Annotated in this window: 14 protein-coding genes; 8 read left to right on the forward strand and 6 right to left on the reverse strand. The window is 68.4% G+C overall.

Annotated features, from left to right (window positions below; genetic code table 11):
* Nucleotides 1-41 precede the first annotated feature (41 nt).
* A complete protein-coding gene (locus ASF30_RS07635) occupies nucleotides 42-1064 on the reverse strand; it encodes an NADP-dependent oxidoreductase (RefSeq protein ID WP_055904126.1) in 1023 nt (340 codons plus the stop codon).
* 14 nt (nucleotides 1065-1078) lie between these two features.
* Complete coding sequence (locus ASF30_RS07640) at nucleotides 1079-1573, reverse strand: MarR family winged helix-turn-helix transcriptional regulator (RefSeq protein WP_055904129.1); 495 nt, start codon at nucleotides 1571-1573, stop codon at nucleotides 1079-1081.
* A gap of 39 nt (nucleotides 1574-1612) precedes the next feature.
* On the opposite strand from ASF30_RS07640, the gene ASF30_RS07645 reads away from it, so the two are divergent.
* The 5 genes from ASF30_RS07645 to ligD all read left to right on the forward strand — a co-directional run bounded on the left by ASF30_RS07645 (nucleotide 1613) and on the right by ligD (nucleotide 6354).
* Nucleotides 1613-2533: a DMT family transporter gene (locus ASF30_RS07645; RefSeq protein ID WP_055904130.1), complete on the forward strand. Its 921-nt coding sequence runs from the start codon at nucleotides 1613-1615 to the stop codon at nucleotides 2531-2533.
* A 46-nt stretch (nucleotides 2534-2579) separates the two neighbouring features.
* On the forward strand, nucleotides 2580-2720 hold the full coding sequence (locus ASF30_RS23140; RefSeq protein ID WP_167756826.1) for a hypothetical protein: 141 nt from the start codon (nucleotides 2580-2582) through the stop codon (nucleotides 2718-2720).
* 79 nt (nucleotides 2721-2799) lie between these two features.
* The gene (locus ASF30_RS07650; RefSeq protein WP_055904132.1) at nucleotides 2800-3351 is read left to right on the forward strand and encodes an MOSC domain-containing protein; all 552 of its coding nucleotides are present in this window, start codon (nucleotides 2800-2802) and stop codon (nucleotides 3349-3351) included.
* A 318-nt stretch (nucleotides 3352-3669) separates the two neighbouring features.
* The gene (locus ASF30_RS07655) at nucleotides 3670-5310 is read left to right on the forward strand and encodes a Na+/H+ antiporter (RefSeq protein WP_082467580.1); all 1641 of its coding nucleotides are present in this window, start codon (nucleotides 3670-3672) and stop codon (nucleotides 5308-5310) included.
* Between the two features lie 9 nt (nucleotides 5311-5319).
* Nucleotides 5320-6354: a non-homologous end-joining DNA ligase gene (ligD, locus tag ASF30_RS07660; protein ID WP_055904135.1), complete on the forward strand. Its 1035-nt coding sequence runs from the start codon at nucleotides 5320-5322 to the stop codon at nucleotides 6352-6354.
* Nucleotides 6355-6406: 52 nt separating this feature from the next.
* Here ligD and ASF30_RS07665 read toward each other — a convergent pair whose 3' ends face one another.
* Entirely contained in the window at nucleotides 6407-7468 is a 1062-nt protein-coding gene (locus ASF30_RS07665) for an ATP-dependent DNA ligase (RefSeq protein WP_055904138.1), read from the reverse strand.
* 45 nt (nucleotides 7469-7513) lie between these two features.
* Here ASF30_RS07665 and ASF30_RS07670 point away from each other — a divergent pair, with 45 nt between their 5' ends.
* Genes ASF30_RS07670 through ASF30_RS07680 form a run of 3 tightly spaced genes read left to right on the forward strand, consistent with a single transcriptional unit; the run spans nucleotide 7514 to nucleotide 10301 of the window.
* On the forward strand, nucleotides 7514-8632 hold the full coding sequence (locus ASF30_RS07670; RefSeq protein WP_055904141.1) for an epoxide hydrolase family protein: 1119 nt from the start codon (nucleotides 7514-7516) through the stop codon (nucleotides 8630-8632).
* 2 nt (nucleotides 8633-8634) lie between these two features.
* Nucleotides 8635-9468, forward strand: coding sequence for a hypothetical protein (locus tag ASF30_RS07675; protein WP_055904143.1), 834 nt, complete (start codon nucleotides 8635-8637; stop codon nucleotides 9466-9468).
* Nucleotides 9469-9506: 38 nt separating this feature from the next.
* The gene (locus tag ASF30_RS07680) at nucleotides 9507-10301 is read left to right on the forward strand and encodes a hypothetical protein (protein WP_055904146.1); all 795 of its coding nucleotides are present in this window, start codon (nucleotides 9507-9509) and stop codon (nucleotides 10299-10301) included.
* A gap of 19 nt (nucleotides 10302-10320) precedes the next feature.
* On the opposite strand, the gene ASF30_RS07685 is transcribed toward ASF30_RS07680, so the two are convergent.
* From ASF30_RS07685 to ASF30_RS07695, 3 genes are read right to left on the reverse strand one after another with little or no spacing between them, the layout of a single operon-like run.
* A complete protein-coding gene (locus ASF30_RS07685) occupies nucleotides 10321-10692 on the reverse strand; it encodes a hypothetical protein (RefSeq protein ID WP_157497069.1) in 372 nt (123 codons plus the stop codon).
* Nucleotides 10693-10711: 19 nt separating this feature from the next.
* On the reverse strand, nucleotides 10712-11116 hold the full coding sequence (locus ASF30_RS07690) for a YchJ family protein (RefSeq protein WP_055904152.1): 405 nt from the start codon (nucleotides 11114-11116) through the stop codon (nucleotides 10712-10714).
* The gene (locus ASF30_RS07695; RefSeq protein WP_055904155.1) at nucleotides 11113-12303 is read right to left on the reverse strand and encodes an epoxide hydrolase family protein; all 1191 of its coding nucleotides are present in this window, start codon (nucleotides 12301-12303) and stop codon (nucleotides 11113-11115) included. Before ASF30_RS07695 ends, ASF30_RS07690 begins: the two co-directional genes overlap by 4 nt.
* Nucleotides 12304-12444: the final 141 nt, after the last annotated feature.

Raw genomic sequence — 12444 nt, forward strand, 5'->3', positions numbered from 1 at the left:
CGAGCGGCATCCGCGAGCGGCATCCGCCGGCCGGACAGGCGTCAGCCGGCCGAGCCCACCCGCACGACCATCTTCCCGGTGTTCTCGCCGCGCATGAGTCCGAAGAAGGCGTCGACGGCGTTGTCGATCCCGTCTACGACGGTCTCGTCGAACACGATCTTCCCGTCGCGGAACCAGGCCGTCATCTCCTCGGTGAACGCGCGGTAGTGCTGGAAGTGGTTGCCGACGGTGAAGCCCTGCAGCGTGAGGCCGCGGGTGACGATGTTCGACATGTTCGACGGGCCGGCGACGCGCTCGGTCGCGTTGTAGTCCTGGATGGCGCCGCAAAGCGCTGCACGTCCGCCGTCGTTGAACGAGCTGAGTGCTGCCTCGAGGTGGTCGCCGCCCACGTTGTCGAAGTACACGTCGATGCCGTCGGGTGCAGCGGCCTTCAGCTGCTTCCGCACGGGCGCATCCTTGTAGTTGAAGGCGGCGTCGTAGCCGTACTTCTCGGTGAGCAGCGCCACCTTCTCCGCGGTTCCGGCCGACCCGATCACGCGCGAAGCACCCTTCAGCCGGGCGATCTGGCCGGCGGCGGTTCCGACGGCACCGGCGGCCCCCGAGATGAAGACGATCTCGCCTTCCCGCATCTTCGCGATCTCGAGCAGGCCCAGGTAGGCGGTGAACCCCGTCAGGCCGAGGATGCCGAGGTAGGCGGAGAGGGGAACGCCCGGAAGCTCGGGAACGACCCTGTAGCCGGATGCCGCTCCCTGGCTGACATCGCGCCAGCCCTCCTGGTGCAGCACGACGTCGCCGACAGCGTGGGCGTCGGAGGTCGACTCCACGACGCGACCGATGGCGCCGCCGGTCATGGTCTCTCCGAGAACGTAGGGCGGGGTGTAGCTGCGCACGTCGTTCATGCGGCCGCGCATGTACGGGTCGACGGAGATGAACTCGTTCGCGACGCGCACCTGGCCCGGAGCCAGCTCGGGCAGCTCGATCGTGACGCTGCGGAAGTCGTCGTGGGTCGGCCAGCCGACCGGGCGGGCGGCGAGCTGGATCTGCGTGCTGGAGTTCGTTGTCATGACTCCATCCTCCGTCAGTCCAGGGCGGCGATCCACTTGGTGAGAATGTGTTCAGCCTGCGCCGCGTCGGATTCGTCCAGGGCTGAGAGCAGCCGATGCTCGTTCGCGATGTGTGCCGTGAAGGCGGCATCGATGAGCTCACGCCCGCGTTCCGTCAGCCCGATCACGCGGCCGCGGCCGTCGGACTCGCTGCCCCGGCGGGTCACCAGTCCGCGCGTCTCGAGCCGATCGATGCGCTTGGTCATCGCCCCGGAGGTGACCATCGTCGATCCGGCGAGGGCCGACGGCGCGAGCTCGAATGGAGTGCCGGATCGGCGCAGGGTCGCCAGCACGTCGAACTCGCCTTCGCTCAGGTCGAACTCCCGGTAGACCGCCGTGAGCTCGACCGTGAGGCGATTCGCCAGCCTGTGCAGCCTGGCGATCACGGCCTGCGGGCCCAGGTCGAGATCGGGACGCTCGCGCGCCCAGTCGGCCATGACGCGGGCGACGTGATCCTGATGTGCTGGCATGACTCGAGTATATCTTCCCGGGAAGTTATTGTAGTTTCCATGGAAACTACATGGCGCTGGAGTCTCGTCACGGCCATCGCGCCCATAGCCTGGGGCACCACGTACTTCGTCACGCGCGCCTTCCTCCCGCCGGATATCCCGTTGTGGGGTGCCGTGATCCGCGCGCTTCCGGCCGGGCTGCTGCTGTTGGCGCTGCGTCGTACTCGCCCGCGCGGTGCCTGGTGGTGGAGATCCGTCGTGCTGGGCACCCTGAACATGGGCGCGTTCTTCGCCCTGGTCTACGTCGCTGCCCAGCTGCTCCCGACGAGCATCGCGGCGACCGTCATGGCGCTCTCGCCTCTGGTGATGATGCTGCTGGCTCGACTGTTCATCGCGGAGCGACTCCGGATGCTGCCCCTGATCGGCGGCGTGGTCGGCGTCGCCGGGGTCGGCCTGATGCTGTTCAGTACCGGCGCGTCCGTCAACCTGCTGGGCGTCGCGGCATCCGTCGCCGCCATGACGATGTCGTCGCTCGGGTTCATCCTCGCCAAGCGCTGGAGCGGAGACGTCGACGTGCTCGCGCTCACCTCGTGGCAGCTCATCGCCGGCGGGGGAGTGCTGCTCGTGCTCGCCCTCGCCGTCGAGGGACCGCCGCCAGCACTCGACGGTTCCGAACTGCTGGCGTTCGCGTACATCGGCATCGTCGCCACCGCGGCCTCGTATGCGGCGTGGTTCACGGGCCTGCGACACCTCGACGCCGGGACCGTGGGGCTCATCGGCCTACTCAATCCCGTCACCGGCGTCCTGGTCGGCACCGTCATCGCCCACGAGGTGCTCGGAATGCGGCAGTTCGCCGGCATCGGGCTGGTGCTCGTGGGAGTGCTGCTCGGGCAGCCGATCGTGCGCCGGCTGGCGCGGCGTCGGCCATCCGTTTCCGCGAATGCGCCCCATGCGTGCAGCGTGGGTTCGGCCGACGCGTAAGGTTGCCGGACGGGGCCGTCCGGGCTCCCGATCAAAGGGCGTCACAGTGTCAGACAAGTCACCGAAGAAATCGTCCAGCAAGACCGCCGCGAGCAAGACCCTGAAGGAGAAGCGCGCGGACAAGAAGGCCAAGGTCGAAGGCCGCAGCGGGAGCGACGCCGTCAGCGGCGCCACCCACAAGAAGTAGGCACGCCGGCCCGGGTCGTCTCGACGTCCGGGCCGCACGCCTCCTCCTCGGTGGCGAACCGCCATCCTAGAATTGCCGGATGCCAGAACTCCTCGCCGCCTGCGTCGTCCGCGAACTCCGCCCCGACCGTGGCAATGGCGTGACAGCCATCGACAAGGCGCCCGTTCGGTCGCGCGTGAAGATCGGCCCGTACGGCCTGCGCTCCGATGTACAGGTGGATCGCAAGCACCACGGCGGATTCGACAAGGCGGTCTACGCCTACGCGCAGGAGGACGCCGAGTTCTGGGAGCGTGAACTCGGGCGAGAGCTTCCGGCCGGATGGTTCGGAGAGAACCTGCGGGTGTCGGGCATCGACGTGAACGGCGCGCGGATCGGCGAGCAGTGGCGGATCGGTACCGATGAGGCATCCGTGGTGCTCGAGGTCACCATGCCACGGACGCCGTGCGGCACCTTCGCCCGCTGGGTGGGCGGGGATGACGAACGCGGCTGGGTCAAGCGCTTCGGCGCCGAGGGCCGGTTGGGCGCCTACCTGCGGGTCGTGAAGCGCGGCTCGGTGGGACCCGGCGACCCGATCGAGATCGTGCACGTGCCAGACACCGAACTCACGGTGCTGGGGATGTTCCGCGCCTGATCTCCACGGGGCCGGAGAGCCACAGGCTCTGATGCCTGCGACGGCTGCGCCCGGGAGGTCAGCCCTGGTAGCCCGACTTCACCAGGGCGATCAGGGCTGCGACGAGCCCGACACCGCCGACGAGGCCGATCAGGCCGAGAACGGCCCAGAGGATCATTTCAGCCGACATCAGTCTCTCCATTTCGCGCGGTGTGCTCTCCATTGTGGCCTGTCGTCGATGACAGCACCAACCGCGCCACGGCCTGCTGTCGCTATCGTTGACGAATGACCCCTTCCGGCGTGTGCACGGGCCTCCTCCTGACGGATCGGCACGCCTAGATGGACCCCGTGACGACGGTGGTCTGGGTCGTCGCCTTCGTGCTCGTCACCGTGTGCGTGACCGGATTCACGGGACGTATCGGCTGGTCGGCCCCGGTCGCCCTCGTCGCCGTCGGAGCCGTGGCCTCGTTCATCCCCGCTGTGCCGCGCGTGGAGATCGAGCCAGAACTGGTGCTCTACGGCGTCATCCCGCCGCTGCTGTTCGCCGCGGCGATCCGCACGTCGTTCATCGACATCCGTGCCCGCAACGACAGCATCCTGGCGCTGTCCGTCGGACTGGTGGCCTTCACCGTCGTCGTGGTGGGCTTCACCACCTGGATGCTGGTGCCGGCCATCACGCTGGCCGCGGCGTTCGCCTTCGGTGCCGTGGTGGCCCCCACCGATGCCGTGGCGGTGTCGGCCGTCGCCGGCAGGCTCAAGCTCCCTCGACGCCTCGTGACCATCCTCGAGGGCGAGAGCCTGCTGAACGACGCCACGGCCCTCGTCGCCCTCAACGCGGCGATCATGGCCATCGTGAGCGTCACGGCGCCCGATCCGTGGAGCATCGCCGGCAACTTCACTCTCGCCGTGGTCGGCGGAGTCGCCGTGGGTCTCGCCATCGGGTGGGGACTGTCCGAGGTGCGCAAGCGCCTGCGCGCTCCGGTGCTCGACACCAGCCTGTCGCTCATCACGCCGTACCTCGCCTTCATCATCGCGCAGGCCATCGGCGGCTCCGGCGTCCTCGCCGTGGTCGTCGCGGGCATCCTGCTCGGTTACCGCTCGCCGACGGTGCAGTCCGCCGAGGCCCGCATCGCCGAGAGGCTCAACTGGAAGACCATCCAGTTCCTGCTCGAGAACGCCGTCTTCCTGTTCATCGGACTCAACCTCGCCGGCATCGTGGAGGGCGCATCGACGGCCGGTCCCGGACTCTGGCCGACTGTCCTCATCTGCCTCGGCATCCTCCTCACCCTGATCGTGTCGCGGTTCGTATGGGTGTTCGCGCTCACCTGGCTGTACAGGCACGGGCCGCGCTTCCTGCGGGTCAGGCAGTGGAGCTGGCGCAATGCGACCGCCGTCTCTGCGGCCGGCATCCGGGGCGTCGTCACGCTCATCGCCGTGTTCCTGCTGCCGCCGGAGACTCCGCAGCGCGAGTTCCTGCAGTTCCTCGCGTTCGTCGTGGTGGTCGGCACGCTCCTGGAGGGGCTGGCCCTGCCGCGCCTGCTCAAGGTGCTGAAGCTGCCGACCCCCGACTACACCCAGGAGCACTCCGAACGGATGCTGCTGATGGCCGAGGCCGAGGACGCGGGCGTCGTCCGCCTCGAGCAGGAGCGCACCGACGACGACGAGCTCGAGGTGATCGACCGGCTGCGCGCCAACGCCGCCTTCCTCGCCGAGGCGCTGCAGAATCCGCCGACGACGGGAGGGGAGCCGCGACCCGTCGCGTACACGCGGCTGCGCAAGGTGATGATCGAGGCGCAGCGGGAAGCCGTGCTCAAGGCCCGTCACGAGGGGCGCTACCAGGAGGCCGCCGTGCTCTCGGTGCTCGCCGCGATCGACGCCGAGGAGACCGCCCTGCGCACGGCCGGCCCGAAGGCGAAGCCGGCCGCTGCCTCCGATGCGCGGGCCCCGAAACCCCGGCGTCGTCGGAACGTGCCCGAGTAGGTTGGTGCCATGGCGAGCGAAGCGACGATGCTGACCGTACCCGGCCCCCAGGGCGACAGGGAGGTGCGCATCTCCAGTCCGAGCAGGGTGGTCTTCCCCGAGCCCGGCATCACGAAGCTCGACCTCGCGGAGTACATCGTCGCTGTCGGCGACGCCTTCGTCGGCGCCAACGGAGACCGTCCGGTGTCGTTGCAGCGCTTCGGCGACGGCGTCGACGGCGACCAGTTCTTCTCGAAGAATCCGCCGAAGGGCGCTCCCGACTACGTGCGCTCGGTTCCCGTCGTCTATCCGAGCGGCCGATCGCATCCGCAGCTCGTCATCGACGAACCCGCCGTCGCCGTCTGGGCCGTGCAGATGAACACCATCGTCTTCCACCCGTGGGCGTCACGGGCAGGCGACTCCGACAACCCCGATGAACTGCGCATCGACCTCGACCCGCAGCCCGGAACCGACTTCACGGATGCCAAGGCTGCTGCCGTCGAGCTGCGCTCCGTGCTGACGGATGCTGGGCTCACGGCCTTCATCAAGACCTCGGGCAACCGCGGCCTGCACGTCTTCGCCCCGATCGAGCCGACGCATGAGTTCCTCGAGGTGAGGCACGCCGTCATCGCCGCGGCCCGGGAACTGGAGCGACGGATGCCCGATGCGGTCACGACGGCGTGGTGGAAGGAGGAGCGGGGCGAACGCATCTTCGTCGACTTCAACCAGGCCAACCGCGATCGCACCATGGCCGGCGCGTACAGTCCGCGGGCCCTCGCGCACGCCCCGGTCTCCTGCCCCATCACCTGGGATGAGCTGGCGGATGCCGACCCGCGCGATTTCACCGTGCTGACGGTTCCGGATCGGCTGCGCACGGTCGGCGACCCGTGGGCGCGGCTGCACGACGAGCCGGGCCGTATCGACACGCTCCTGGAGTGGTGGGACCGCGACCTCGGCGACGGACTCGGGGAGCTTCCGTTCCCGCCCGACTTCCCGAAGATGCCGGGGGAGCCGTCGCGAGTCCAGCCGAGCCGGGCGAAGAAGCCCGAGGCGCCGGCCGAGTAGGCGGCGAGCGTCCTCCACGTCCCGCTGGTCGAGGAAGCCGCGAGCGCAGCGGCTACTCCAGCACCTTGCTCAGGTCGTAGGCGGCCGGGATCTCGAGCTGCTCGAACGTGCAGGAGCGCGCGTCACGGTCAGGCCGCCAGCGCGCGAACTGCACGGTGTGCCTGAACCTCCAGCCCTCCATCTGGTCGTAGCGCACCTCCATCACCCGTGTCGGCTCCAGCTTGACGAACGACACGTCCTTGCTTCCCGAGAAGCGACTGCGCTCGGTCTCCCCGGTCACGGCGGCTCCGTCCTCGTCGCGCACGACCAGCGGTTCCAGTTCCTCCACCAGCTCCAGCCGTCGTGCATCCGAGAAGGCCGACGATCCACCGACGCTGCGCAGGGTGCCATCGGCATCGTAGAGCCCGAGCAGCAGGGAGCCGACTCCGCTGCCGCTCTTGTGCACCCTGTACCCGAGCACCACCACGTCCGCAGTGCGGTGATGCTTGATCTTCAGCATCACCCGCTTGCCGGGCGCGTAGGAGGCGGCGAGCGGCTTGGCCACGACGCCGTCGAGGCCGGCACCCTCGAACTCGACGAGCCACTCGCGGGCGAGGGCTGCATCCGTCGTCGTCCGGGTGATCGCCAGAGGAGCATCGAAGCCCTGCGCCAGCGTCTCGAGCGCTGCGCGACGCTCCGAGAACGGGCGATCGAGCAGCGTCTCGCCATCGAGGGCGAGCAGGTCGAAGGCGATGAACATCGCCGGCGTCTCGGCCGAGAGTTTCGCGACCCTGCTCGCTGCGGGGTGGATGCGCTGCGACAGCGCGTCCCAATCGAGCCTCTCGCCGCCGGATGCTCCAGCCGAGTCCGCGCGAACCACGATCTCGCCGTCGAGCACCGTCGGCCTCGTCAGCTGGGCCGTGAACGCCTCGACCAACTCGGGGAAGTAGCGCGTGAGCATCTTCGACCCGCGGCTGCCGATCTCCACGGTCTCGCCGTCGAAGTAGATCACGGCCCTGAAGCCATCCCACTTCGGCTCGTACAGCAGGCCGCCCGCCACGCTGTCGGCGTCGGGCACGGCGTCGAGCGCCTTCGCGAGCATGGGGGAGATGGGCGACGTCGCCGAGGGGTCCATGCGTCGATCCTGCCCGAGTCGGCGGCTTTCTGCGACAGTGGACGGATGACCTCCAGCGCATTCACCATCGCCGTGTCCGACGAGATCCTCGACGACCTGCGGATGCGGCTGCGCAACACCCGCTTCACCACACCGAGCCGCTCCGAGTTCTGGGGCGCCGGCGTCGACCCGGCGTACCTCGCCTCCCTCGTCGCCGACTGGGCGGACTGGCTGCCTGCAGGCTGGCGCTCCACGGAGGCCCGCCTCAACGCCCTCGAGCAGAGCGTCGTCGATGTCGACGGCACCGCGATCCACGTCGTGCGCGCGAGTTCCGGTCCCGTCGGCGGCGACCGGATGCCGCTCCTGCTGCTGCACGGCTGGCCGAGCAGCTTCGTCGAGATGCTGGCGCTCGTCGAGGCACTCCAGTCGGCCGGCAGCCCGTTCGAGATCGTCGTGCCGTCGATGCCGGGCTTCCTGTTCAGCGGGCTGCCCGACGGCCCACTTACCCGCGAGTCCATGGCCGACGTCATGCACGCGCTCATGACCGAGCACCTCGGCTTCGAGCGCTACGGGGTCTTCGGGGGAGACATCGGCGGCACCGTCGCGGCCTGGCTCGCCGCGAAGCATCCGGAGTCCGTCACCGGCCTCTACATGATCCACCCGCCGTTCCCGGCCGAGTTCGAGGCGCCGCTCACCGACGAGGAGCATGAGTTCCTCGAGTCCGAGGCCGAGTTCGACGCCGTGGACGGCGGCTACAGCGCCATCATGATCACCCGCCCCGACACCATCGGCGCCGCCGTCGCAGATTCTCCGGCCGGCCTCCTGGCCTGGATCATCGACAAGTACCGGGACTGGAGCGACTGCGGCGGCGACCTCGAGTCGCGCTTCGACCGCGAGACGCTGTTCACCATCGGCACGTTGTACTGGGTGACCGAGTCGATCGGCACCTCGTTCCGCCAGTACGTCGACTACGAGGCGAACCGGCCCCGCCCGTCGATCGGCGTGCCGGCGGGGTTCACGGTGAGCGCCGAGCCCGGCATCCGCGAGATGCCGCGCAGCATCGCGGAGAGGTCGTGCTCCGACATCAGGGTGTGGCACGAACCCTCGGTCGGCGGTCATTTCCTGGCCCACGAGGAACCCGAGCTGCTCGCAGGTCACCTCACAGCCTTCTTCGCCATGATCTGAGAATGGCGACGGATGCTGCGGGACTCATGACAGGCTCTGAGCGCTTCGACGTGCGCGAGTTCGCCCGCACGGCCGTGGGCACTCACCGCGACAGGCTCGACCTCGAGGCAGTGACGGCGCGACCCCTGCCGCCCGAAGCCGCGCGTGCAGTGCGGGTACTGCGCGATCTCGAGGCCGCCACGATGGATCGCCTCCGCAACGTGCTCGTCACGGCCACCCACAAGGACGCCCGCGTGACGGCCTTCCTGGTGAGCTGGGCATTCGAGAAGTTCTGGATCGCCGACGCCCTGACCGCCATCATCGAGGCGCAGCCCGCCGCTTCGACCATGGTTCCGGAGTCGACGGATGCCGCGCCCGGGCGAGGCCGCGCCCAGCGCCGTGCCACCCGGGGACCCGTGCGTCGCTCCCTCTCGGGCTTCCTCGCGGGCGAGGCGATCGTGGCGGTGCACGTCACCAGCGGACTCGTCGACGACTGGATGCTGCGGGCCGCCTACGAGCGCGTGATCGAGCAGAGCGACAACCCAGAGATCGCGCGCGCCCTGGGCGAGGTGGTCGATCTCAAGGCCAGGCACTCCCGCTTCTTCGAGGAGGAGGCCGTGCACAGGCTCCTCGAGAGTCCACGGGCGGTGCGTCTCACGCGCCGGGAGCTGCGTCGCGACGTCCTGCCGATCGGCGCTGCAGCACTCCCGCGGGCCGACAGCGCCTTCTTCACCGACTTCACGTTCGGCGGCGATGGGGGAGCGCTGCGGGCACGCCGCGTGACGGCATCCGTCGCCGATCTCCCGGGGATGGACGACGGCACGATCCGGGCCGTGGGGCTGCGGCTCGCGGCCTGACGGCTCGCGTGCTTGGATGAACTGGGGAAGGGAGCAGCGTGGCATTCGACATCGACACGTACACCGCGACGAGCGTGAACGTGCACTGGGACGACCTCGACTTGGAGGCCTTCCGCGAGGATCCGCTGCCCGAGAGCTCGCTGCGCACCCTCCGCTACATGACTGACGTCGAGTACCACACGGTCTGCTACACCCGTGATCTGCTCACCACGCCGTCGCATCGCGAGGCCGACGTGAGCTCGTTCATGACCATGTGGAACCGCGAGGAGTTCTGGCACGGTGAGGCCCTCGCGGCAGTGCTGGCCATGCACGACATCACCGTCGACTTCGACCAGTTGAAGGCCAGCCGCCTGAAGCTCGGCTGGAAGGACCGCCTCGACCCGATCAAGCAGTCCGTGCTGGGCTCCCTCGTGGGCGAGGACTTCGTCGCCGTGCACATGTCGTGGGGAGCCGCCAACGAGTGGTCGGCCATCACCGCCTACAACCGCATGGCCGAGCTGGAGCAGAATCCGGTGCTCGCCGAGTTGCTGCGCCGCATCGCCAAGCAGGAGGCGAGGCACGTCGCGTTCTACACCTCGCAGGCGCGCGAGCGGCTGGCGAAGAGCACCAAGGCGCAGAAGATCACCCGGTTCGCCCTCAGCAGGTTCTGGGCGCCGGTCGGCTCCAGCATCATGGAGCGCACCGAGGTGCAGCACGTCATGAACCACCTCATGAGCGGCCCCGACGGACGCAGGGCCGCGAAGAAGGTCGACGATTCGATCAGCGGGATGCCGGGACTCGGCGGCCTCACCATCGTGCAGGACGCCCTCGACGAGCTGGGCGTCCCCGCCTGAGCATCGGCCGCCCCGGGAGTCAGTCCCAGCCGGCCAGCAGTGCGCTCGACGTCGGCAGTTCGGTACCGTCGGCGATGTCCAGCGTCACCACGTAGTCATCGATGTCGCTCAAGACCGTTCCGTCCCACGTCTCGATCGGCTGTTCGTCACTCACTGCGCTCGGCAGGCGGGTGATCTCCACGAGGCCGCCTCCGGTCACAGCGTCGACCTGCACGATGCGTCCCGTGACAGGTGGAACGTGCGATTGCCGCCCCAAGTGGCTCTCCAAGTAGGTCGCGCCACCCGGTAACGGCTGGGCGGGGAGGAACAGGTTCCAGGTGACGAGCTCGTTGAGCTCGATGGGCTCGTTCCCGTCGTACTCGAAACCACCGATGCTCACCCGAATCCGCATCTCGTCAGGCTATAGGCGCTCAGAGCGCGTCGACGTAGAGCCATGCGCCGTTCTCGCGCACGAAGCTGCTGTTCTCGTGCTGGGCGTGGGCGACGCCGTCGTACTTCGAGCGCGCCGTGAACTCGACTGTGCCGGTCGTGTCGAACGGTCCACCGCCGGTGGTGGCCACGATCTCGAGGCTGAGCCAGCGCACGGACGGATCGAGGTCGAGGTCTGCCGGTCGGGTCGACGGATGCCACGTGCGCAGCAGGTACGCCTCGTCGCCCACCACGTAGCCCGAGTAGCGCGAGCGCATGAGTTGCACGGCGGTGGGCGCGAGGACGGCTCCGCTGTGGAACCGGCCGCAGCAAGAGCCGTAGGTCTCGCCGCTCAGGCAGGGGCAACGACTGTCATCACTCAGGATGGGGAAGGCGGCGTCGGTCACGAGTCGATCCTGTCACTTGCGGCCAGCGGGCGGAGGCTCCTGAGGCCGGTGCGGATCTCCTCGACCAGGATGTCGGGCTCTTCGAGAGCTGCGAAGTGTCCGCCTCGCGCGGCCTCGCCGTAGTGGATCAGGTTGGAATAGGTGTCCTCGATCCACGTGCGCGGCAGGCGGGGGATGTCGCGCGGGAACACCGTCACTGCGACAGGTAGCTCGAGGCGAGGGCCGGCCATGCTGCCCGCCCTGTTCTCCCAGTAGATGCGCGCGGAGGACGCCGCGGAGTTCGTGAACCAGTACAGCGAGATGACGTCGAGCATGTCGTCGATGTCGAGAGTGTCTTCCGCGAGGCCCTCGTTGTCGGTCTTGGACTGGAACTTCTCGTAGATCCACGCGGCCTGGCCGGAGGGGGAGTCTGCCAGGGCGAATCCGACGGTCTGCGGTTTCGTTCCCTGCAGGTGGTTGGAACCACCGAGTTCGCCCGAGTAGAACGCGAGACCGTCCACTGCCCGCCGCTCCTCCTCGGAGAGCGTGTCGGGTATCACAGCAGGAAAGGCGTAGGGCGAGTTGAGGTGGATCCCGAGAAGGCCGTGAGGCCGGATGACGCCTAGGGCCGTGGTGACGGCGGCACCCCAATCGCCTCCCTGAGCTGCCCATTGCGTGTAGCCCAGGCGACTCATGAGCTCCACCCACGCGGCCGCGACCCGGGAGATGGTCCACCCCGTCTCCGTCGGCTTCTGCGAAAACCCGAATCCGGGCAGCGACGGGATCACCACGTCGAAGGAATCATCGGCGTTCCCTCCGAACGCGGCCGGGTCGGTGAGCGGTCCGATCAGTTTCAGGAAATCGACCACCGAGCCGGGCCATCCGTGCGTCAGGAGAAGGGGGAGAGCGTTCGGATTCCCGGATCTGACATGGATGAAGTGGATGTCCAGCCCATCGATCGTGGTCAGGAACTGGGGATGGCGATTGAGCTCGGACTCGAGACGGCTCCAGTCGTACTCTCGCTCCCAGTGGTTCACCAGCGATCGGGCGTTCTCCACGCGGACACCCTGCGTCCAGTCAGGGACCGTCTCCGGGTCCGGCCATCGGGTTCGCGCCAGACGGTGCTTCACGTCCTCGACCGCGGCATCCGGGATCGACACTGTGAATAGTCGAATCAGCTCTGCAGGTGCGTGCGTCGAGGTGGTCATCGCCTTGGTCTCCTGAACTCATGTCATCAGTGCGGGCATCCATTGCACAAGAGTGTGCAATGACCTGCCGCGTGCACTCTACGTCGTTGCACACTGATGTGCAATGATCGGAGGATGCATACGGAGTCCGCCCGAACGCGA

This window comes from Leifsonia sp. Leaf264 (genome assembly GCF_001422325.1).
Taxonomy (GTDB): domain Bacteria; phylum Actinomycetota; class Actinomycetes; order Actinomycetales; family Microbacteriaceae; genus Orlajensenia.

Excerpts from the sequence above, each read along its gene's own strand:
- ASF30_RS07665 (WP_055904138.1), bottom strand. The coding sequence starts at position 7,468 with ATGGACCCCTCGGCGACGTCGCCCATCTCCCCCATGCTCGCGAAGGCG.
- ASF30_RS07695 (WP_055904155.1), bottom strand. The coding sequence starts at position 12,303 with ATGACCACCTCGACGCACGCACCTGCAGAGCTGATTCGACTATTCACA.
- ASF30_RS07655 (WP_082467580.1), top strand. The coding sequence starts at position 3,670 with ATGGACCCCGTGACGACGGTGGTCTGGGTCGTCGCCTTCGTGCTCGTC.
- ligD (WP_055904135.1), top strand. The coding sequence starts at position 5,320 with ATGGCGAGCGAAGCGACGATGCTGACCGTACCCGGCCCCCAGGGCGAC.
- ASF30_RS07675 (WP_055904143.1), top strand. The coding sequence starts at position 8,635 with ATGGCGACGGATGCTGCGGGACTCATGACAGGCTCTGAGCGCTTCGAC.
- ASF30_RS07645 (WP_055904130.1), top strand. The coding sequence starts at position 1,613 with ATGGAAACTACATGGCGCTGGAGTCTCGTCACGGCCATCGCGCCCATA.
- ASF30_RS07650 (WP_055904132.1), top strand. The coding sequence starts at position 2,800 with ATGCCAGAACTCCTCGCCGCCTGCGTCGTCCGCGAACTCCGCCCCGAC.
- ASF30_RS07685 (WP_157497069.1), bottom strand. The coding sequence starts at position 10,692 with ATGCGGATTCGGGTGAGCATCGGTGGTTTCGAGTACGACGGGAACGAG.
- ASF30_RS07640 (WP_055904129.1), bottom strand. The coding sequence starts at position 1,573 with ATGCCAGCACATCAGGATCACGTCGCCCGCGTCATGGCCGACTGGGCG.
- ASF30_RS07635 (WP_055904126.1), bottom strand. The coding sequence starts at position 1,064 with ATGACAACGAACTCCAGCACGCAGATCCAGCTCGCCGCCCGCCCGGTC.
- ASF30_RS07670 (WP_055904141.1), top strand. The coding sequence starts at position 7,514 with ATGACCTCCAGCGCATTCACCATCGCCGTGTCCGACGAGATCCTCGAC.